The sequence below is a fragment of the Halodurantibacterium flavum genome, from assembly GCF_042681825.1.
GTDB lineage: Bacteria > Pseudomonadota > Alphaproteobacteria > Rhodobacterales > Rhodobacteraceae > Halodurantibacterium > Halodurantibacterium flavum.
The window spans coordinates 164,751-186,205 of sequence record NZ_JBHUGH010000002.1; the positions used below are offsets into that span (position 1 = coordinate 164,751).

Sequence of the window (21,455 nt, forward strand, 5' to 3'; positions counted from 1 at the left end):
TCAAGGAACCGATATGACAGATCAGATCGCCATCCCCTGCATCGTGATGCGGGGGGGCTCCTCCAAGGGGCCTTATTTCCGCCTGTCCGATCTTCCCGCCGACAAGGAGGCCCGCGCCCGCGTGCTGCTTGCCGCCATGGGGTCGCCCGATGCGCGCCAGATCGACGGGTTGGGCGGGGCCGATCCGCTGACCAGCAAGGTCGCCATGGTCGCCCCTTCGGAACGGGATGATGCCGATGTGGACTACCACTTTGCGCAGGTGCTGATCGACAAGGCCTTTGTCGATACGAACCCCTCTTGCGGCAACATGCTGTCGGGCGTGGGGCCCTTTGCAATCGAAAGCGGGATGGTCGCGGCCACCGGCAGCGAAACGCGGGTGCGGATCTATGAGGCCAATACCGGCAGCCGGATCGAGGCGGTGGTGCAGACTCGCGACGGCAAGGTCGTCTATGACGGCGACGCCGAAATCGCCGGGGTGCCGGGGACGGCGGCGCCGGTGCGGCTCAACTTCATGGACATCACCGGGTCCAAGACCGGTGCGCTGCTGCCCACCGGCAAGGTGCGCGAAGAAATCGACGGCGTCGAGGTGACGCTGGTCGACGTATCCGTGCCGATGATGATGATCCGCGCCGCCGATCTGGGCAAGACCGGCTATGAAACCCCGGCCGAACTTAACGCCGACACCGCGTTCTTTGCCCGGCTGGAGTCGCTGCGGCTTGAGGCCGGTCGCCGCATGGGGCTGGGGGACGTGACGGGCAAGGTCATCCCCAAGGTCGCGATCCTTTCGGCCCCACGCGACGGGGGCAACATCAGCGCGCGCTACTTCGTGCCCGACAAGACCCATGCCGCCATGGCGGTGACGGGCGGCACCTGCATCGCCTCGGTCGCGGTGCTGGAAGGGTCGGTCTCGGACGGTCTGGCGCAGCGGCCCGAGGGCGACGACCGCATGGTGGTGATCGAACATCCCGCCGGGGTGCTGGAGGTCGCGCTGACCACCTCGGGCAGCGGCACGGGCATGGATGTCGTCAGCGCCGGCGTGATCCGCACCGCGCGCAAGCTGATGGCCGGTGAGGTCTTTGTGCCGGGCGCGGTGCTGGCATGAAACTGCTGGTCCTGCAGGGCGATGGTATCGGCCCCGAAATCATGGCCGCCACGCTGGATGTTCTGACCGCCGCCGACCGGGCGCATGGGCTGGGGCTGATCCAGACGCACCGCAACATCGGGTTGGCGGCGCTGGCTGAATGCGGTTCCACCCTGCCGCCCGACATGCTGGATACCGCGCGCGCCCATGACGGTGTGCTGCTGGGGCCGATGTCGAACCTCGAATACCCGCCCAAGGAACAGGGCGGCGTGAATTTTTCCGCGGCGTTCCGGGTGGGGCTCGATCTTTACGCCAATATCCGCCCCGCGCGCACCCGGCCCGGCCTGCCCCATCGCGGCGGCGAGATGGACCTTGTCATCATGCGCGAGGCGACCGAAGGCATGTATCCCGACCGCAACATGGTCGCCGGATCGGGGGAGTTCATGCCGACCCCCGATGTGGCCCTGTCGCTGCGCAAGGTAACGCGTGGGGCGATCGAGCGGATCGCGCGCGACAGCTTCGATCTTGCCCGGACCCGCCGGGGGCGCGTGACCGCGGTTCACAAGGCCAACGCCTTCCGCCTGACCGACGGGCTGTTCCTGGAGGCCGTGCGCGACATCGCCCGCGAATATCCCGACGTGACGCTGGAAGAGGTTCTGGTCGATGCGATGGCGGCCTATCTGGTGCGCGATCCGTCGCGCTATGACGTGATCTGCACCACCAATTCCTATGGCGACATCCTGTCGGACCTCGCCTCCGAACTGTCTGGCGGACTGGGGCTGGCCGGATCGCTCAATGCCGGCAAGGATCTGGCGGCGGCGCAGGCGCAGCACGGATCGGCGCCGGATATCGCCGGGCAGGACCGCGCGAACCCGACCTCGATGATCCTGTCGGCGGCGATGCTGCTGCGCTGGCACGGGATGCGGCATGATGCTGCGCCCTTTGTCGCGGCCGCGGGGGCGATCGAAGCGGCGGTCGATGCGGCACTTGCGGACGCTGCCACCCGGACAGGCGATCTGGGCGGCCCCGTGGGCACGGAGGCCTTTGGCCGCGCAGTCGCGGCGCAATTGGGCGTCTGAACCGCGCGAAGAACGGATCAGGGACCCCCTCCGGGGTCCTTTTCGCGTTTCAGGATCAGCCGCGCCACGACCGGCGCCCCTGTGATGACCAGAATGATCCGCGTCAGGTGGTGTACGATCACAAAGCCCAGATCGGCCCCCGCGACGATGGCGAGCACCGTCATTTCCGCCTGCCCCCCCGGCGCGAAGGCAAGGAAGGACTCGACCGGCGGGCCAAGGCCGGTCAGCACAACGGCTTCGGTAAAGATCGCCGTCAGCACGGCCAGCAGCAGCACGAAGGCCACGCCGGCCGCGACGATGTTGCGCAACTCGCGCAGGGTGATCCCGACGTAATAGATGCCGATCCCCATGCCGATGAAGAACTGCGCCGTAAGGATCGCCTCGGCCGGCGGGCGGACATGGATCACATCGGCCAGCGACAGGATTGCTGTGACGATCATCGGTCCCAGGATCGAGGCGCCGAAGAGCCCGATCTTCTCGCCCCCCTTCCAGCCCACCAGCGCCGCGATGACCATGAAGGCGATTTCCTTGATGGGTGTCTCGGCCACCGGGGCTCCGATCGGGTTGGTCAGCCCGACCCCATAGAAGGCCGACAGGATCAGCGGCACGATCGTCACGATGATCAGCACCCGCGTCGCATGGATCAGCGACAGCGCCCGCACATCGCCGCCCGCCTCTTGCCCGAAGATCACCATGTCCTGCAGCCCCCCGGGCATCGCCGCGTAATAGGAGGTGACAGGATCAAGCCCGCAGACCCTGCGGAAGAACGGCACGCCCACCAGCCCGATCAGCGCGATATAAAGGGGCACCAGTGCGATGGTGCCGGCCATCTGCGGCAACTGGCCCAGCAGCTCCGGCGTGACCGAGGCCCCCACCGCGACGCCGAGGATCGTGCGCGCCGCCACCGAGACCTGCCCGGCCCCCTGCAGGCGCAACCCGGCCAGCGCCGCGACAAGACAGGCCGTCATCGGCCCGAACAGGAACGGCAACGGCAGGCCCAGCAGGGCGAAAAGCGCGGTTCCTGCTCCGGCAACGGCAAAGGTGATGACCCGGCGGCGGGTGAGAAAATTCACGTCATTCTCCTCCGTTGACAACTTTGTATCCACCTGTATACAACCGGACACAAGTTTCAACCTGGGAAAGTTGTACATGGCTTCCGAAGAAGCTGCCACCGGCTCATCACAAGGAACTGGCGCCTATCGGCGTCTGCTGGAAGAAATCCGCTGGGGCGCGCTTGCCCCGGGCACCCGGCTGCGGGAAACCGACCTTGCCGAACGCTTCAGCATGAGCCGGACCCCGATCCGCGAGGCGATCCGCCAGCTTGAGGCTGATGGGCTGGTCGTGCATCTGCCGCGGCAAGGCGCAACGATCCGCACGCTCGATTACCCCGAGATCATGGAGCTTTACGAAATGCGCGTCGTTCTGGAAGGAACGGCAGCGCGGATGGCGGCGCAGGCGGCCTCGATGATCGAGCTGGCGGAGCTGCGGACGCTGAACGAGGAACTTGCCCAGACCAGTGAGGCCGCCCGCCTTTACGAGCTTAACCGCCAGTTTCACCTGACGCTGTTCGATGCGGCCAAGAACCGGTTTCTGATCCGCGCGATCAGCGGGCTGCAGAAAACGATGATGATCCTCGGGCCGACAACCCTGATCGCGCCTGACCGCGCCGCCGAGGCGGTCAAGGAACACTATGCGATCCTCGATGCGCTGGAGGCGCGGGACGGCGACGCGGCCGAAGCCCTGATGCGCAACCATCTGGCCGGGGCGCATCGCGCCCGCATCCGGGTGCTACGCCAGCGCGAACGCCCTGTCGAAGATCTTTGACGACCGCCTGACCGAGAACGGAGCAAGCCATGAGCCAGTCATCGCCCCCCGATCTGAAAGGGCCCTGGGATATCCTTGTTGTCGGCGGCGGCAATGCGGCCCTCTGCGCCTCCATTACAGCCGCCGAGGCCGGCGCCCGCGTCCTGATCCTGGAAGGCGCGCCGGAACCCTATCGTGGCGGCAACAGCCGTCACACCCGGAATTTCCGCTGCATGCATCAAGGGCCGCTGTCGGTCCTGACCGGCAGTTATGAGGAAGAGGAATATTTCCACGACCTCATGCTGGTGACCGAGGGCAAGACCGACGAGCATCTCGCCCGGCTCGCCATCCGCAGTTCCGAGGAATGCCTGCCCTGGATGGAGGCGCATGGCGTCCGCTTCCAGCCCTCGCTCTCCGGCACCCTGTCGCTGTCGCGCACCAACGCGTTCTTTCTGGGCGGCGGCAAGTCGCTCGTGAATGCCTATTACAACACCGCCGCCGATCTGGGGGTGACAGTCGCCTATGAGGCGCAGGTGACCCATGTTCATCTGGAAGGCGACCGTTTCACCCATCTGGACGTGACCATCGGCGGCCAGTCGCAGCGGATCGAGGGCAAGGCGGTCGTCCTCGCCTCTGGCGGGTTCCAGTCGGATATCGAGTGGCTGACCCGCGCCTGGGGGCCGGCGGCGGCGAACTTCCTGATCCGCGGCACGCCCTATAACCGGGGCGTCGTGCTCAAGGACATGATCGACCAGGGCTGCGACACGGTGGGCGACCCGACCCAGTGCCACGCGGTCGCCATCGACGGGCGCGCCCCGAAATTCGACGGCGGCATCGTCACGCGGCTCGATTGCGTCCCCTTCTCCATCGTCGTGAACCGCGACGGCGACCGGTTCTATGACGAGGGCGAGGACGTCTGGCCCAAACGCTATGCGATCTGGGGCCGGCTGGTCGCCGCGCAGCCCGATCAGGTGGGCTATGCGATCATCGACGCCAAGTCGATCGACCTCTTCATGCCCTCGGTCTTTCCCCCGAACAAGGCCGACACGATCGAGGAACTGGGGGCGCAGATGGGCCTTGATGGCGCGAAACTCGCCCAAACGGTGGCCGAGTTCAACGCCGCCTGCCGCCCGAACGACTTCAAGCCGTTCGAGCTTGACGGCACCGCGACCGAAGGGCTCACCCCCGCCAAGACGAACTGGGCGCGCCCCATCGACACGCCGCCCTTCTATGGCTACCAGCTGCGCCCCGGCGTGACCTTCACCTATCTGGGGCTCAAGGTTTCCGACAAGGCGCAGGTTCACACGCCCGACGGGCCGCTGAGGAACGTCTGGGCGGCAGGGGAGATGATGGCGGGCTCGATCCTCGGCCAAGGCTATCTTGCCGGTTTCGGCATGACCATCGGAACCGTCTTCGGACGCATCGCAGGACGGGAGGCCGCGGCCCATGTCAGTTGAACTCCGCATACCGGATCGGGACACCCCCGGCGCAAGCACCGCCCGCCCGGGCACCGCCGAGCTGATTCAGGAAGCCCGCCGCCAGGTCGAGATCTGCAACGCCTGCCGCTATTGCGAAGGCTTCTGCACCGTCTTTCCGGCGATCAACCGGCAAAAGGCGTTTGCGGACGGGGATATCACCCAGCTTGCGAACCTCTGCCACAACTGCCGGGGCTGCTATTACTCCTGCCAGTATACGGCGCCGCATGAATTCGCGCTGAACCTGCCTGCCGCGCTGAACGAGGTGCGCCAGGACAGCTGGGAACGGCTGGTCTGGCCGCGCCCCCTCGCCCGCGCCTTTCACGAACATGGCGTGCGGATCGCGGCGCTGCTGGTCGTCGGGCTGGCGGCGCTTTTCTGGGCCGTCTCGGCGCTGCGCCCCGACGAAGGCGCGGGTTTCTATGCTTATCTTGCGCATAACGCCATGGTCGCGATCTTTGCGCCCGCCTTCCTGCTGCCGCTGGTGGGGGTTGCTGTCGGCCTGCGACGCTATTGGCGGGAAACCGGGGCGGGTCGCTTCCGCCCGCGCCATCTCTGGGGCGCGATCGGCCAGGCGAGCTACATGCGCAACCTCAACGGCGGTCAGGGTCAGGGCTGCAACTTCGAAGAGGGCGACCGCTATTCCGACCGGCGGCGCTGGTTCCACCAGGCGACGATGTATGGCTTCCTGCTTGCCTTCGCCTCGACGTCAAGCGCGACGGTCCTGCATTATGTCTTCGACCAGCCGGCGCCCTATGGCTTTTTCAGCCTGCCGAAACTTCTGGGTGTGCCGGGTGGCATCCTGCTGGTGATCGGCACGCTCGGTCTTGCCCATCTCAAGGCCAAGGCTGACCCGACCCTTGGCGCGCCCCGCGTCTGGGGCGGCGAGATGGCCTTCATCCTGCTCTTGTGCTTCGTCTCGGCCACCGGCCTCGCGCTTTATGCCGCGACCGGCACGGCGCTTGTGCCTGCGCTGCTGGCGATCCACCTTGGCGCGGTGCTGGCCTTCTTCCTGCTTATGCCATTCAGCAAGATGGTGCACGGCTTCTTCCGCCTGACGGCCCTGATCGCCGAGGAACAGCGCCGCAATCCCTGATTGGATTTGATCGGGTTGCACCCGTTGAAAGCGATATGGCCGGCAGCCCGTCGGGGCTGTCGGCCCATGCGCATGTCTCCATGGGGGCTCTAACAAAAACTTATGGTGGGCGGCTGCCTTTCTATTCCGTTTGCGCAGCAGAACCTGCCATCCTTCCGAATGCCCTGCCGGACGGCCGGGCACGGTTCTGAGGAGGAAACCCCATGACATTTCACAAGACGGCACGCCTGATCGGCGCCGCGCTGCTTGCCGCCCTGGCCGGCACCGCCAGCGCCCAGGACGTCGATTTTTCCGGCAAGACGATCGAATGGGTCGTGCCCTTCCCCGAGGGCGGCGGCAGCGGCACCGTGGCGCGCTACATGCTGCCCTATCTGACGAAATACATGCCCGGCAATCCCACGGTCGTGATCCGCAACATCCCCGGTGCAGGCTCGATCACCGGAGCGAACGAGTTCGCCGCGCGCGCCCGCCCGAATGGCGAGGAAATCCTGATAACCTCGGCCTCGACGCAGTTCCCCTATCTGCTGGGCGACCCGCGTGCGCGGTACGACTATACCAAGTGGGAGCCGCTGATGGTCGCGCCCACAGGCGGCGTGGTCTACCTGCCCACCAGCTTCGGCGTGAACGATGCCTCGGAACTGAAGCAGCTCGAAGGCACCGAACTTGTCTATGGCAGCCAGGGGCCGACCTCGCTTGATCTCGTGCCGATGATCGCGTTCGAGCTTATGGGCCTTGATGTCCGCTATGTCTTCGGGATGCCCGGCCGTTCGGATGGCCGTCTGGCCTTCGAACGCGGCGAGGCGACGATCGATTACCAGACCAGCAGCGCCTATCTGACCAATGTCGTGCCGCTGGTCGAAGAGGGCAAGGCGGTGCCGATGTTCTCCTGGGGGGTGATCGACGAGAACGGCGATTTTGCGCGCGATCCCACCTTCCCCGATATCCCGCATTTCGTCGAAGCCTATGAGATGATGCATGGCGAACCGCCTTCGGGCATCATCTTCGACGTCTACAAGGCCGTGTTCGGTTCGGGCTTTGCGGCGCAGAAGCCGGTGGTCATCCCGCAGGGCACCCCGCCCGAGATCATCGAGACCTACCGCCAGGCCTTCGCCGAGATGATCGAGGATCCCGAGTTCCAGGAGAACAAGGGCGAAGTTCTGGGCGAATACCAGATGGCGGTCGGTGACGCGGCGGTGCGGCTTTACGAGCTTGCCACGACCATGCCCGACGAGGCCCGCGACTGGCTGCAGACCTATCTTGCCGACGAATACGACGTACGGTTCTGAACGAACGGTCCGGGCATTCGCGCCCGGACCAGCTTTCACGCGGGGAACCGACGGGCACCACGACCCCCTGTCTTGCCGCTTGCGCGCCTGCCGCGGGCAGCAGCTACCTGCGGCGCCACAGTTCCGGTGCTGTCCGGCCACGCGCGACCCGCCACAGCGTGGGCCAGCGTGACCATCCGGCAGGCAGGCCCGGAACCGACGATGCGCCCGGGGGCGGGCGCCAACCCAAAAGGACAACCGATGACCGACCCCAGGATCTACGACATGCTGGCCGATGCCTTTCACGCCGAAGACACCCGGCTTCTGTTCACGCTGCTGGGCGACGGCAACATGCACTGGGCCACCGCGCTCGAGGGGTTGGGCTGTCGGCTGATCCACGCGCGGCACGAACATTGCGCCGTGTCGATGGCAATGGCCGCGGCCAATGCCGGCGAGGCGGTGGGGGTCGCCTCGGTCACCTGCGGCCCGGGGCTGACGCAGATCATGACCGCGCTGGCCACGGCCGTGCGCGCGCATCTGCCGCTGGTCGTCTTTGCCGGCGAGGCGCCGTTGCGCCAAGCCTGGTATAATCAAGAAATCGACCAGGCGCCTTTCGTCACTGCGACTGGTGCCACCTATATCCGCGCGATTGCGCCGGCCCGAATGGCCGATCAGGTGCGCGAGGCCTTCTTCATCGCCCGGCAGGAACGCCGGCCGGTGGTGATCGGCGTGCCCTTCGACCTTCAGGCCCAGCCCGCCCCGGATGTGAAACCCTATCAACCCTCGACAACGCTTCTGCCGAAGCTGGGCAGGATGCAGCCCGATCCCGCGCAGCTTGCCGAAGTCGCCCGCGCCGTGGCGGCGGCAAGCCGGGTCATCGTCGTGGCCGGGCGCGGTGCCAAGGCGGCAGATGCGGCGGCGGCCTGCGTGGCACTGGCCGATCGCTGCGGCGGGCTTCTGGCCGCCACCCTGCCCGTGCGCGGGCTGTTTCATGACCATCCGTTCGACCTGGGCGTCGCCGGCGGCTTTTCCAGCGACACCGCTCGCGCGGCCTTTGCCGAAGCCGATCTGGTGCTTGCGGTGGGGGCCAGCGTCACCCATCACACCGCCGATGGTGGCAAGCTCTGGCCAGAGGCCCGGGTGGTGCAGATCGACAGCCGGCCCATCGGCTTCAACCAGGGGCGCCGGGTCGCGGATCTTTACCTGCAGGCCGATGCCCGCGCCGGGGTCGAGGCGCTGCTGGCCGCCCTGCCCGAAGCCCCCGCCACGCCCGGATTCCGCAGCGCGGCGCTGGCCGAACGCCTGCAGACCGCCCCCGCCGATGCGACGCCCTTTCCGGCCCGGCCCGGCCTGCTGGACCCGCGCGCGGTGATCCGCCGGCTCGACGCGATCCTGCCGCGTGACTGGGAGATGGTGAACGCCTCGGGGCATTGTTCGTATTTCGCGGCCCAGATGCGCGGCCGCCCCGCCGAACATTTCCACACGATCCGCGAATTCGGCGCGATCGGCAACGGCCTGTCCTATGCGATCGGCGTCGCCGCGGCAAAGCCCGGGCGGCCGGTGGTGCTGTTCGACGGCGATGGCGGCTTTCTGATGCATGCGCAGGAACTGGAAACCGTGCGGCGCCACGGCCTGCCGATCCTTCTGTGCCTGCTGAACGACGGCGCCTATGGCTCGGAGATCCACAAGCTGCGGGCCGATGGCCTGCCCGATGTGGGCGCGGTCTTTGGCCGGGGCGATCTGGGCGCCGTGGCGCGCGGCTTTGGCCTTGACGGCGCCGTGGTGACCGACCTTGCCGGGCTCGAGGCGCAGATCGCCCGCTTTGCCGAAACGCGGCGGGGCATGGTGCTTGACTTTCATATCGACGATGATGTGACCTCGCCGGTGATGCGCCGCGCGCATCCGCCCAGGGCTCATTGAGGGGGAGCTTCGCATGGAAGTCAGCTTTCGCATCGCCCGGCGCGCGGATCTGCGCGCCATCGTCGGGCTTCTGGCCGATGACGCGCTTGGCGCCGCGCGCGAAGATCCGGCGCAGGCAGAAACCGGCCCCTATCTGGCCGCCTTCGAGGCGATCAGCCGCGATCCGAACCAGATGCTGCTGGTGATGACCGAGGGCGAGGCGATCCTCGGGACGCTGCAGCTCAGCTTTCTGCCGGGCCTGTCGCGCCGGGGCGCGTGGCGTGGCCAGATCGAAGGCGTGCGGGTGGCCAGCACCGCCCGCGGCCGGGGCCTTGGCGCCCGGCTGATCGGCCATGCGGTCGATGAATGCCGGGCGCGCGGCTGCGCCCTGGTCCAGTTGACCACCGACCAGAGCCGCACCGATGCCCACCGCTTCTATGAAGGGCTGGGCTTCAGCGCCACCCATCTGGGCTACAAGCTGACGCTGTGATCGCGGTCAGATGATCCCCAGAAGGCCCAGAAGCGCCGCGCAGCCCAGGATCGCAACCGGATGCATCCGCAGCCAGAGCGAGGCCGCAGCCGCCGCCGCCACCACAGCATAGCCCGCCCAGCCCTGCGCGGCCGCATCGGTCAGAAGCCAGGCGCTTGAAATCATCAAGCCGATGGTCAGCGGCACAAGGCCCGCGCGCAGGGTCAGGAACCAGCGCCGTTCGCCCCAGCGTGTCCAGAGCCGGCCCGCCGCCGCCGCGATGGTCAGCGGCAGCACCATGAAGGCCGCCGTCGCCGCCAGCGCCCCGCCAAGCCCGCCCATGCGCCAGCCGATCAGCGTGACGAAGATCGTGTTCGGCCCCGGCGCCACCTGCGCCAGCGCGAACAGCGCCGAAAACTCGGCCCCGCCCAGCCAGCCGTTGCCGACCACCACGCGCTGCAGATCGCCCAGAACGACATAAAGGCCACCCACCGCCAGCAGCGACTGGCCCATCAGCGTGAGACAGAGCGCGATCAGCGGGTCCATCATCCTGCGTGCCCCGCCCCGGCCATCAGCGCGATGCCCAAGGGCGCAAGAACCGGCAGCACCCAGATCAGCGGCAGCCGCAGCACCGCGACGGCCAGCACGACCACCGCAATGATGACCAGCGCCCGCCACTGTCGGCGCACCGGAAAGAACAGCCGCGCCGCCACCGCGCAGACCAGCCCTGCCGCCGCTGCCGCGACCGGCCGCACCACATCCTGCACCACCGGCAGTTCGGCAAAGCCTGCGTAAAGCGCCCCCAGTGCCAGCACGATGACGACCGGCGCCCCCATCAGCCCCGTCACCGCCGCCAGCGCCCCGGCCATGCCGGCACAGCGCATCCCGAAGATGACCGAGAAGTTGACGATGTTCGGCCCCGGCAGGACCTGGCACAGCGACAGGATCTCGGTGAACTCGGGCGCGCTCAGCCAGCGGCGGCGCTCCATCAGCTCATGCATGGCCACCGGCAGGACGCCGCCAAAGCCCAGAAGCCCGATCACGCCGAAACACCGGAAAAGCGCAGGCGCCGCGATGCCGCGCCGGTCCAGCGGAGCGGGGCCGGTGGGCGGCGGGGCACCTGCCTGCGGATCTGGCGCGGCCGTCACGCGGGGGTGCCCCCGTCTCGGGTCAGTAAGGCCGGCCGGGATTGTTCCTCCGATGTCATGCCGGGCACACCATGTTCGACCTGGACGGTCTGCGCGCGATGACAGGCCTGCGGCGCGGTCTCGCCGGCTTTTCCGCCGGACAGATCGTCCGATTTCGATTGGATGACCCCAGCAGGATCGAAGCCAACGCGCATTGGATCTACGAGGCGCTCACTGGGCGTCACAAGATCCGCGGCCCAGATCGGCTGATCGCTCCTCCGGTCCGGCCAGCGGTTCGTAACGAAGTCCGGGCACTGCGCCCGACTACGACCTTCCGGCGACCGCGGGTTCCGCTCGGCATTGCGGATCGGCCAATGCATATGCTTGGCAATCGCAATCACGTCATCGAACAGGCTGTCGTTCGCAGGACGGGCGTCGATTGCAATCGCCGCGGCGATGACGGCCGGAGGCGTGATGCGGGTAATCCGGATGGTGCGTGGAACGTCCATCGGCGCTGCCTCTACGGAATCGATCTCCAGGCTGCAGGCAAAATTTTCGAAGTTCGTCCTGATATTCATCTTCTTCTGCCTGACCTGCCACGGTTCTTTCATCCGGTGGCGACCGGAACCCCGTATGTGTTTACGCCTTTCGGCTTGGGTTGAGCAATCACCCGACGCGCAGAACTCTCATCGCGTGCAGCGGGCAGCGCGGTGCTGTAGTCGGTGACCCGAGCCGCAGCCCGCTTGCGGAGATGGGCGAGGTTGCGGGACAGGGTCTCCTTCGGAAACGCGTCCTGCATCCTGCCGTTGAAGCTATCCACGATGCCCTTCTGCATTGACTTGCCGCGGCGTTCGATCGGGGCGGCCACTCTTTGGGGCTCAGAATCTTAGGTGACCCTGTTGTCGCTTGAGTCGCGCGAAACAGGCTCAGGCAAGACAAGCTATTCGACTTCTGACCGACAGGGAAACAACCTGCACTGGCGCTGGTCGCGGGCCTGTCACGCGCGGCGCATTTCGGGATTCTGGTCAAAGGTGCCAAGCCGCTCGAGGCAATGGCGCGCACCCGCACGCTGATCCTGGACAAAACCGGCACGCTGACGGACGGTCGCCCGCAGATCGTCGGAATCCGCAGCTACGGCGGGATGGGGGCAGATGGGATCCTGCGTTATGCAGCGGCACTCGATCAGGTGTCGAAGCACCCCGTAGCGCAGACCATCGTCGCGGCGGCAAAGGACCGGGGCATTGCCCTGTCAATCCCCGAGAATGTGGCCGAAAGCCCGGGCGAAGGCGTCACGGGCTTCATCGACGGCCACCAAGTGATTGTAGGAGGCGATGGCTTCGTTTCGGCCCGCGTGGGCCGCGCAGCGGGCGATCACACAGGGCTGGCGGCGGGGTCAGTCACGGTGGCCGTGGCGGTCGATGGCCGCATGGCCGGTCACCTCGTGATGTCCGATCCTCTCCGCGAGGGTGCGAACGAAATGTTGGCGCGCCTGCGGTGGCAGGGAATTTCGCGTATCCTGCTGGCTACGGGCGACCGTGCCGAGGTCGCAGACCGAGTAACCCGGGGTCTTGGCCTGGACGAAGTTCACGCCGGCCTGACGCCGGGCCAGAAGGTGCTGCTGGTCCTGAAGGAACACCGGAACGGCCCGGTGATGATGGTGGGCGACGGCGTAAATGACGCGCCAGCTCTGGCCGCGGCCGATGTCGGCGTCGCCATGGGTGCCCGTGGGGCGGCGGCCAGCGCCGAGGCCGCCGATGTCGTGCTGCTGGGGGACCACGTGGATCGCATCGCGCCGGGCATCGAGATTGCTCACCGGTCGCGCCGGATCGCGATGGAAAGCGTGATCGCGGGCATAAGCCTGTCCGTTCTCGGCATGATGGTGGCGGCCTTTGGATACTTGACACCTGTTCAGGGGGCGCTGCTCCAGGAGGTCATCGACGTGGCCGTCATCCTGAACGCTCTGCGCGCCCTGCGGATCGCCTCACAGGGGGTCACATTCGACAGGGCGGGTTCCGAAACACGCACGACAGGAACAGGCCAGCGCCGGGAACTGGCAGGATGAGCGATGGATCATAGCCGTTCGCAGAACAGTGTCGCCATTCCAGGCTTCGTGTTGCCTGTCGTTTCAGTTTTGCACCTATTTTGACTCGAGGATCAGCGGTAAGATAAAGGCGAGATTGTCCGGGAAGATGCGATGCCGCGCCTCCATGCCCACCCAGAATCCCATCTCGTTTCGCGCATAGGCTGGCTTCGGGCGGCGGTCCTTGGCGCCAATGACGGGATCGTCTCGACGGCCAGCCTGATCGTCGGGGTCGCAGCTGCGGGATCGGGGCGGCCCGAGGTGATGATCGCGGGGATGGCGGGGCTTGTGGCCGGGGCAATGTCGATGGCCGCCGGAGAATATGTCTCGGTCAGTTCGCAATCAGACACCGAACAGGCCGACCTTGCGCGTGAGCGTGCAGAGCTGGCCACCCAGCCCGAGGCCGAGCGCGAGGAACTGGCGCACATCTACATCGACCGGGGCGTGTCGCCCGAACTGGCGTATCAGGTGGCCGATCAGTTGATGTCCAAGGATGCGCTGGGGGCCCATGCACGCGACGAATTGGGTATCTCCGAAGTCACGACGGCGCGCCCCATCCAGGCGGCGCTGACGTCGGCTGCGACCTTTGCGGTGGGCGCGGCACTGCCGCTCCTGATGGTGCTGCTGCTGCCCACGGCGATTCTGGTGGTCGGCGTCTCGATGGCGTCGCTGCTGTTTCTCGCGCTTCTCGGCGCGGTCGGTGCCCGTGCGGGTGGCGCGAACCTGGCCAGGGCGACCCTGCGCGTGACCTTCTGGGGCGCGCTGGCCATGGCATTGACCGCCGGAATCGGTGCGCTGTTCGGGGTGGTCGCGTGACGGGGACCCACCTCGCGCACCGCCCCGACGCGATCTAGGCGCTCCGGGGCCTTGGCATCGCAATCAAGGTCATCAGCGGCGACAATCGCCACGTCACCGCCCATGTCACCCGCGCAGTGGGCCTTGATCCGCAAGATATGCTCACCGGCGAGGAGATCGTCGCGATGCGCGACGAAGCGCTCTGGCACCGCGCGCCGACCTCTTCGTCGAGATCGACCCCCAGCAGAAGGAACGCATCGTCCGCGCCCTGCAACGCACGGGCGAGACCGTGGGGTATTTGGGCGACGGGATCAACGACGCGCCCGCCCTGCATGCCGCCGATGTCGGCATCTCGGTGGCCGATGATCGCCCCCCGCGAGAAGACCCTTCGCAGGCTGTTGCCGGCAATCCCGCCTGAAAAGAGTGCGCAAAATTGATCAACGTTATGGGCGGATTGCTGCTGCATACTGTGCCGCACGCGGCAATACGCTGGATCGGCACCCCGAAAAGCCCCATCGATCAATGCTTATCGGTTCAAGGCGTGCGAGGTAGACCACCTATCCATAGCTTCGTGGCGACCTGACTTCTGGCCACCTCTAGATGGTATGGATGCTCGCAGCGGGAGCCGGAGCTCAAATCACAACTGTACCCATCGACGGAGTCAGGTGACGGCTTGTAGACCGTCATGAACGCAACTTTCACGACGGATGTGCGCAAGATCTTGCGCCAGGCGCGGCCCGAAGGCTTGCCTGCGCTTGGTGACCAATGTGCGACGCCGAGGCGCCGAGATTATATTGCAACGCCCCCAGCAAGTGCTCCGCGCTGCGGACGCTCGCTCGGCAGATTACGCTCGCGCGACAAGCTCACCGCCTCCGAGGCGGTGAGCGTCGCCAAAGCAGAGGAAGCCGTGTCCGTTGTCGCCGCTGCGTATGAACTCGTGGACGCGTTCCACAAGCTCGTGCGGCAAACGGATCACGACGCTGTCGACGCCCGGCGCGGACGGATGCGACTTTCCATTGACACAGTCGGACAAATGCATAGCGTATGCATATGTTGGACGGAAACAAACTTGGCGTAATGGGGCTGCTCGTTGTCGACGCAATCGAGACGTCGTTTGGCGACTTCTCGCGTAGCGCTGCAGCACTTCTCCTCTCTTTACACTATCACGGGCCAATGACGGCGACAGAACTCGCCGTAATCGGTGGGGTCACGCAGCCAACCGCGGTCCGTGTCGTGGGTGGCCTGATCCGACGTGGCCTCGTGGTGCAGGAAGGAAGATCGGGCCGGACAGCCCCGCTGGCCCTTACGCCCGAAGGGTCAAAAAGCGCCCTTGCTCTGCAGGCAGCGCGGTTGGAAGCCATGGAACGCCTGCTGGCAATCCTGCCGAAGGCGGAACGCGTGCAGTTCGAGCGATCCCTGGATCGCCTGCTCGCGTCGGCAATCCGGTCTCGAACCTTCGCTCGTAGAACCTGTCGCCTCTGCGATCACAGGGCTTGCAGCGGACCGCTCTGCCCTATCGGTACCCGCGCGAGCGAACTCGAGCTCGACGGCAACGCTAAGGGATAACCATATGCTGTTCACCCATGACAACAAGAGCCCCAAGATTGATCCCACAGCCTGGATCGCCTCCGACGCAACCGTCTGCGGCGACGTTACCATCGGACCCGGCGCGCGCATTCTGCACGGGGCCCGGGTGATCGGCGAAGCAGGCGGCTCCATTCAGATCGGCCGCGACTGTATCGTGATGGAAAATGCAGTGATCCGCGCCAATCCTCGTCACGGCTGCACCATCGGCAATCACTGCCTGATCGGGCCGAACGCCCATGTCATCGGTGCGACAATCGAGGACGAGGTCTTTATCGCGACAGCCGCCGCCATTTTCCACGGCGCGCATCTCGGCCGCGGCACGGAGGTACGCGTTCATGCAACCGTCCATCTGCGCACCCGCCTCGCGCCCGGCAGCATGGTGCCAATCGGCTGGGTGGCAGTCGGCGACCCGGCCCGCATCCTGCCGGCCGACCAACACGACGCAATCTGGGCGGTACAAGAGCCGCTGAACTTTCCGGAGTGGGTCTATGGCTACGACCGCGACGCGCCGGATCTCATGCGAAAAGTCACCCGGCGCCTCTCCGAAAGCTTGGGATCACACCTCGGCGACACCGTAATAGGCTGACGCCGAAAAGCATCACCGATGGTGACAGTCTTCACAACCCGTATGCGGTTGCTGGAAAGATGGAAGAAACACGCATGCAGGAAATCGAACTGATCGCCGAGGCGGACAAGCGCGCGAGAGACTACCTCGCCAGGATCGACGGGCATCCACCGTTTCCCGACCAAACGGCGCGCGACGGTCTCGCCATATTTGCAGAAGCATTGCCCGAGCAAGGGCACGACGCAGCTGGAACCCTGCGGATGCTCGACATTCATGGTTCGCCGGCCACCACGGCCTCGAACGGCCCGCGCTATTTTGGCTTTGTGGTGGGCGCGACCTTGCCAGCTGCTGCTGCGGCAGAGCGGCTGTTGCTGGCTTGGGATCAGTGCGCCTCCTCCTATGACAACTCGCCGGTCGCCGCGACGTTAGAGAAGATTGCGGGACGCTGGCTTCTCGATGCTCTCGATCTACCGCGCAGCAGTGCGGTCGGTTTCGGCACCAGCGCGACGGCCTGTACGTTGAGCTGTCTTTCGGCCGCACGCCGCTCGCTACTGGCGCAGCAGGGGTGGGATTTTGACCGCGACGGGTTGATCGGCGCACCCGAAATTAGGGTCATCGTCTCCGAAACAGTCCACATCGCGGTGAAGAAGGCGCTGAGGCTTCTTGGATTTGGAACCGCGCGCCTGATCGCCGCGCCGGTCGATGCGCATGGCCGGATCGATCCCGACAGGCTGCCATTGCTCGATGACCGGACCATCATCTGCCTGCAAGCGGGCGAAGTTAACACCGGCGAGTTCGATCCTTTCGTCCCGCTGATCGAGGCTGCCCGAAAGGCGAAGGCATGGGTTCATGTGGATGGCGCATTCGGGCTTTGGGCGCGGGCCTCGTCGCGCCGGGCACTCACGGAAGGAGTTGAAGGAGCGGATAGTTGGACAACCGACGGCCACAAATGGCTGAACACCCCCTATGACGGTGCAGTTGCCATCTGCCGCGATGCCGACGCACTCGCACAGGCCATGAATGCCGATGCTGTCTATGCAACGGCTTCCGGCGATGCCCAAAAGAACTTGACGTTGGAATTCTCGCGGCGAGCGCGCGGCATCCCGATCTGGGCGGCGCTTAGAACGCTTGGTCGTTCTGGTATAGCCGAGCTTGTTGACCGCCATTGTAACGAGGCGGAATGGCTGGCAGATCGACTTCGTGAAACCGGATTCGATGTTCTTAATCGGGTCTTTCTCAATCAAGTTCTGGTGCGTTGCGGCGATGACGAATGCACCGCACGTGTCCGCCAGACCGTGCTTGATACCGGCGCAGGCTGGTTTGGCAGCACCATCTGGCAAGGGCGCCCCGCGCTTCGTATAAGCCTGTCGTCGTGGCGCACCCAGCATGAGGACGTCGTTCGCCTTGCGGAGGCGCTGGCAAAAGCGAAAGGATAAACCGATTGCTCTGCGCTTCAGATGGGCCTTAGCTACATCAAAGGAATAATGATGCAGCCCGTTAAAGCTGTGCTCAAGATACCTCCTGGGCAAGGGCGGACTTTCGCCAGAGTCATCCGGGGCAGTGCAAGGATGGATTGACGAGGCGGCTACCTCTCAATTTTCAGTCTCAGGATAGTGGCGCCACACAAACTGAGGATGACCCCAATTACAGCAACGGGCATCCTTATACCGCATGGCGGAAGCGCGTTGTTAATCCTGCTGCCAATCGGTCTTCGACAGACTTGGGAGGCTGACTGTGCAGTTGTTTCTTTCTACTCTCAGTGCGACAAGGGCCGCATGACAAAGCGGGCAGTAGATGGGATGAGTCGGGATCGGGCATCTTTTGCCTGGGCCATGCTTTTGTCTCTGCTGCTGGCCTTTCTCACCGCCCACGCCCGGCCGTCGGGCCCATCCCTTCAGCCAGCACCTGCCAGTCTTGCAGCTGTCCAGGGGGCCGATGCTCCGGCCATCCTTACCTCTACTGGAAAGATGCAGCGTGCGCCTGACCTCAGGCAAGCTGGCGATCCCGACGATGTTGCCTCTGCGTGCGCCCAACATGTGCCAGCTCTTGCCGGCATACTGGCCATGGTGCTTTGCGCACCTGATGCGCCGATCCTTGCGGTCGACAACAGCCGCCCAGAGCCTCGCGCTCCCCCCTTGACCTGACCAGGGATGCTTCCGGCCCGCGCGGTGGCGCGTGGCCTCACCGTGGTTGCGCCCGGCGCGCCAGCACCCAATGACTCTTGGTGCGTGGCGCAAGTCGTTCGCGACCTTAGCTCGCTTTACTTCCCGGCAACGTACGCGGTCTGCGCCGCGCACGGCCGGGTCAAGGACAGGTCATGTCACATACCCTTTTATGGAAACGCCTCCTGATATGGAGCGTCTGTCTCTGGGGAATCCTCTTCGCCCTACCCAATGCCTTTTATCCGACTGTTGAACGGCACAACGATGCCGCGGCCATCCTTGCCGAAACCGGCGTCTTGCCCGGAACGCTCGAGACCGATCTGGAAGGTTGGCCGTCATGGCTGCCCTCAAGCCTCGTCGCCCTTGGTCTTGATCTGCGCGGTGGCGCGCATCTTCTGGCCGAGGTGCATGTCGAGGATGTCCATGCTGCCAGGATGGAGGTGCTCTGGCCGCAGGTGCGCGATTCCTTGCGAGCGTTGCGCGATCAGGTGGGCACCATCCGCCGGCTGGATGCGCCCGCCGGCGAGTTGCGGGTGAGCATCAGCAACCCTGACGGCCTGTCAGCCGCTCTTGCCGCCACGCGCGCCCTTGCGACTCCGGTCGTCAGCATGACGGGGATCGGTCAGACGGATATTACGGTTGCCGGTGACGGCACTACGCTGACCATCCGCTTGTCCGAGGCCGAACAGCAGGCATCGGACGCGCGCACGATCCAGCAATCGCTGGAAATCATCCGCCGCCGCGTGGACGAGGTTGGAACCCGCGAACCCACGATCATGCGCCAGGGGGAGGACCGCATCCTCATTCAGGTGCCGGGCGTCGGATCGGCCGCCGAACTCAAGTCGCTGATCGGCACCACAGCGCAGCTGACCTTTCACCCCGTGCTTGGCCGTGCCGCGAGCGCTGACGGCGCGGGCAGCCCAGGCGACTTGGTCCTCCCCGCATCGGATGAGCCGGGCGTGTATTACATCCTCGACCGCGGTCCCGTGGTCAGCGGCGAAAACCTTGTCGATGCGCAGCCCACCTTTGACCAGAACAACCGCCCGGCGGTGAGTTTCCGCTTCGATCCGCCGGGCGCGCGCGCCTTTGGCGACTACACCGCAGCGAACATCGGGGCGCCCTTTGCCATCGTGCTGGATGGCGAGGTGATCTCGGCCCCCGTGATCCAGAGTCACATTCCGGGCGGATCGGGCATTATCACCGGACAGTTCACGGTTGAGGAGTCAACCGAGCTGGCCGTTCTGCTTCGGGCGGGCGCTTTGCCTGCGGGAATGACCTTCCTTGAGGAACGGACCATCGGCCCGGAGCTTGGCGCCGACAGTATCGAGGCTGGCCAACGCGCGGCACTGATCGCGATGGCGGCAGTCGTGATCTTCATGATCGCCTGCTATGGCGGCTTCGGAATTATGGCGAATATCGCGCTGGCGCTGAACATGGGGCTTCTTCTGGCGGCGCTGTCCGTCATGGGGGCGACGCTGACGCTGCCCGGCATTGCCGGAATCGTGCTGACGATGGGCATGGCGGTGGACGCCAACGTTCTGATCTTCGAACGCATCCGTGAGGAGTTGCGGCAGGAGCGCCGTGCGGGCCGTGCCCTCGAGATCGGCTTCGAAAAGGCCCGAGCGGCGATCATGGACAGCAACATCACCGGCCTTCTGACCGCGCTCATCATGTTCACGGTCGGGTCCGGCCCGGTGCGCGGCTTCGCCATCACCCTTGGCCTCGGCATCCTGACCTCGATGTTCACGGCCGTCTATGTGACGCGGCTGATCATCGAGACATGGATGCGGTGGAAAAAACCCAAGACCATCACGCTAAAGGGTTTCATCAAGCTTGCGCCGGACAAAACGACGATCGACTTCTTCCGCGTACAATGGCTGACCTTCGGCGCCTCGGTCGTGGCGGTCATGGCTTCCCTCCTTCTGGTTGCGACGCTTGGCCTGAACTTCGGGATCGACTTCAAGGGCGGCACCACGATCCGGGCAGAGACCACGCAAGCCGTCGATATCGGCAGTTACCGCACGGCCCTGTCGGATCTGACGCTCGGCGACATTTCGATCACGGAGGTGTTCGATCCTGCCTTCCGTGCGGATCAGCATGTTGCGACCATCCGGATCGAAGCCCAGCAAGGCGCAGAGGCCTTGCCCCCAGAGGTTGTGGCGCAGGTCGAGGCGGCCATTCAGGCTGTCGATCCAGCTGTTACCTTCACGGCCGTGGAGTCGGTGGGCCCGAAGGTCTCGGCAGAACTGATCTGGTTGGCATTGGCCGCCGTCGGCGCGGGGGCGGCAGGCATCCTTGTCTATGTCTGGATGCGGTTCGAATGGCAGTTCGCGGTGGGCACCGTTGCGGCGCTCGTCCATGACGTGGTCGTGACGGTCGGGATATTCGCGGCCTTGGGGTTGAAGTTCGATCTGACGATCGTGGCCGCGCTCCTGACCATCCTGGGCTATTCGGTGAACGACACGGTTGTCATCTTCGACAGGCTTCGAGAGAACCTGGCGAAGTACAAGGCCATGCCGCTGCGCGACCTGATGAACCTGTCGGCCAACGAGACGCTCAGCCGCACGCTTATGACCGCCTCGACCACCCTGATCGCGCTGATCGTGCTCTTGATCTTCGGCGGCGATGTCATCCGTGGCTTCGTTTTCGCGATGGTACTGGGGGTGATCCTCGGGACCTGGTCCACGCTCTACGTCGCCAAGAACATAGTTCTGTTTCTTGGCATCGACAGGTCTGAAAAGACCAGGCGCGGCATGGACCACAAATTCGCCAACATCGATGCCTGATTGGATTCCCCGGCCCGCCTGGGCCGGGGCCTTCCTCTCGCCGCGGGATTTCTTCGGCAGGGGGTGCAAGCTCATCAACCGATCGCGATCTTGTCAATGTGGCCCGGCCTCTCTGACGCGAAGCTTTGCGTGATGTCAGAGCGCATCGAAAGCGTCGGGGCAAGCCCGGACCTATCACCGTCCTTC

18 protein-coding genes and 2 pseudogenes are annotated in these 21,455 nt (G+C 65.4%); 14 read left to right on the forward strand and 6 right to left on the reverse strand.

Features of this window, described 5'->3' with window-relative positions; genetic code table 11:
• Positions 1-13 precede the first annotated feature (13 nt).
• The gene (locus ACFSGJ_RS02425; RefSeq protein WP_390259176.1) at positions 14-1,102 is read left to right on the forward strand and encodes a 4-oxalomesaconate tautomerase; all 1,089 of its coding nucleotides are present in this window, start codon (positions 14-16) and stop codon (positions 1,100-1,102) included.
• A complete protein-coding gene (locus ACFSGJ_RS02430) occupies positions 1,099-2,160 on the forward strand; it encodes an isocitrate/isopropylmalate dehydrogenase family protein (protein ID WP_390259177.1) in 1,062 nt (353 codons plus the stop codon). The genes ACFSGJ_RS02425 and ACFSGJ_RS02430 overlap by 4 nt, the downstream gene beginning before the upstream one ends.
• A gap of 17 nt (positions 2,161-2,177) precedes the next feature.
• On the opposite strand, the gene ACFSGJ_RS02435 is transcribed toward ACFSGJ_RS02430, so the two are convergent.
• Positions 2,178-3,233, reverse strand: a complete 1,056-nt coding sequence (locus ACFSGJ_RS02435; RefSeq protein ID WP_390259179.1) for an AbrB family transcriptional regulator — start codon at positions 3,231-3,233, stop codon at positions 2,178-2,180.
• Between the two features lie 76 nt (positions 3,234-3,309).
• Here ACFSGJ_RS02435 and ACFSGJ_RS02440 point away from each other — a divergent pair, with 76 nt between their 5' ends.
• The 6 genes from ACFSGJ_RS02440 (at position 3,310) to ACFSGJ_RS02465 (ending at position 10,188) form a co-directional block, all read left to right on the forward strand.
• Positions 3,310-3,984 (forward strand): GntR family transcriptional regulator, encoded by a 675-nt coding sequence (locus tag ACFSGJ_RS02440; protein WP_390259181.1) that lies wholly within the window; start codon positions 3,310-3,312, stop codon positions 3,982-3,984.
• 29 nt (positions 3,985-4,013) lie between these two features.
• Positions 4,014-5,420, forward strand: a complete 1,407-nt coding sequence (gene tcuA, locus ACFSGJ_RS02445; protein ID WP_390259183.1) for an FAD-dependent tricarballylate dehydrogenase TcuA — start codon at positions 4,014-4,016, stop codon at positions 5,418-5,420.
• Positions 5,410-6,534 carry a tricarballylate utilization 4Fe-4S protein TcuB gene (tcuB, locus tag ACFSGJ_RS02450; protein ID WP_390259185.1) on the forward strand — a complete coding sequence of 375 codons (1,125 nt, stop codon included), beginning with the start codon at positions 5,410-5,412 and terminating at the stop codon, positions 6,532-6,534. Before tcuA ends, tcuB begins: the two co-directional genes overlap by 11 nt.
• A gap of 203 nt (positions 6,535-6,737) precedes the next feature.
• Positions 6,738-7,820, forward strand: coding sequence for a Bug family tripartite tricarboxylate transporter substrate binding protein (locus ACFSGJ_RS02455; RefSeq protein ID WP_390259187.1), 1,083 nt, complete (start codon positions 6,738-6,740; stop codon positions 7,818-7,820).
• A gap of 240 nt (positions 7,821-8,060) precedes the next feature.
• Positions 8,061-9,719, forward strand: coding sequence for a thiamine pyrophosphate-binding protein (locus tag ACFSGJ_RS02460; protein WP_390259188.1), 1,659 nt, complete (start codon positions 8,061-8,063; stop codon positions 9,717-9,719).
• A gap of 13 nt (positions 9,720-9,732) precedes the next feature.
• Complete coding sequence (locus ACFSGJ_RS02465) at positions 9,733-10,188, forward strand: GNAT family N-acetyltransferase (RefSeq protein WP_390259190.1); 456 nt, start codon at positions 9,733-9,735, stop codon at positions 10,186-10,188.
• A gap of 6 nt (positions 10,189-10,194) precedes the next feature.
• Here ACFSGJ_RS02465 and ACFSGJ_RS02470 read toward each other — a convergent pair whose 3' ends face one another.
• The 4 genes and pseudogenes from ACFSGJ_RS02470 to ACFSGJ_RS02485 form a co-directional block, all read right to left on the reverse strand.
• Entirely contained in the window at positions 10,195-10,716 is a 522-nt protein-coding gene (locus ACFSGJ_RS02470) for a chromate transporter (protein WP_390259192.1), read from the reverse strand.
• Positions 10,713-11,315, reverse strand: a complete 603-nt coding sequence (locus ACFSGJ_RS02475; RefSeq protein ID WP_390259193.1) for a chromate transporter — start codon at positions 11,313-11,315, stop codon at positions 10,713-10,715. Before ACFSGJ_RS02475 ends, ACFSGJ_RS02470 begins: the two co-directional genes overlap by 4 nt.
• Positions 11,312-11,872: a hypothetical protein gene (locus ACFSGJ_RS02480; protein ID WP_390259195.1), complete on the reverse strand. Its 561-nt coding sequence runs from the start codon at positions 11,870-11,872 to the stop codon at positions 11,312-11,314. The genes ACFSGJ_RS02475 and ACFSGJ_RS02480 overlap by 4 nt, the downstream gene beginning before the upstream one ends.
• Before the next feature lie 29 nt (positions 11,873-11,901).
• Positions 11,902-12,138 (reverse strand): annotated as a pseudogene (locus ACFSGJ_RS02485) (integrase core domain-containing protein); the annotation flags it as partial.
• A 132-nt stretch (positions 12,139-12,270) separates the two neighbouring features.
• On the opposite strand from ACFSGJ_RS02485, the pseudogene ACFSGJ_RS02490 reads away from it, so the two are divergent.
• Positions 12,271-13,356, forward strand: a pseudogene (locus tag ACFSGJ_RS02490) (HAD-IC family P-type ATPase); the annotation flags it as partial.
• Positions 13,357-13,488: 132 nt separating this feature from the next.
• Positions 13,489-14,190 carry a VIT1/CCC1 transporter family protein gene (locus ACFSGJ_RS02495; RefSeq protein ID WP_390259196.1) on the forward strand — a complete coding sequence of 234 codons (702 nt, stop codon included), beginning with the start codon at positions 13,489-13,491 and terminating at the stop codon, positions 14,188-14,190.
• A gap of 34 nt (positions 14,191-14,224) precedes the next feature.
• Here ACFSGJ_RS02495 and ACFSGJ_RS20635 read toward each other — a convergent pair whose 3' ends face one another.
• Entirely contained in the window at positions 14,225-14,635 is a 411-nt protein-coding gene (locus tag ACFSGJ_RS20635) for a hypothetical protein (RefSeq protein ID WP_465262120.1), read from the reverse strand.
• Between the two features lie 611 nt (positions 14,636-15,246).
• Here ACFSGJ_RS20635 and ACFSGJ_RS02505 point away from each other — a divergent pair.
• From ACFSGJ_RS02505 to secD, 4 genes are all read left to right on the forward strand, one after another.
• A complete protein-coding gene (locus ACFSGJ_RS02505) occupies positions 15,247-15,735 on the forward strand; it encodes a MarR family winged helix-turn-helix transcriptional regulator (RefSeq protein WP_390259198.1) in 489 nt (162 codons plus the stop codon).
• Positions 15,736-15,739: 4 nt separating this feature from the next.
• On the forward strand, positions 15,740-16,342 hold the full coding sequence (locus tag ACFSGJ_RS02510; protein ID WP_390259200.1) for a gamma carbonic anhydrase family protein: 603 nt from the start codon (positions 15,740-15,742) through the stop codon (positions 16,340-16,342).
• Between the two features lie 74 nt (positions 16,343-16,416).
• A complete protein-coding gene (locus ACFSGJ_RS02515; RefSeq protein ID WP_390259202.1) occupies positions 16,417-17,757 on the forward strand; it encodes a pyridoxal phosphate-dependent decarboxylase family protein in 1,341 nt (446 codons plus the stop codon).
• Between the two features lie 881 nt (positions 17,758-18,638).
• Positions 18,639-21,269: a protein translocase subunit SecD gene (gene secD, locus ACFSGJ_RS02520; protein ID WP_390259203.1), complete on the forward strand. Its 2,631-nt coding sequence runs from the start codon at positions 18,639-18,641 to the stop codon at positions 21,267-21,269.
• The last annotated feature ends 186 nt before the right edge of the window (positions 21,270-21,455 follow it).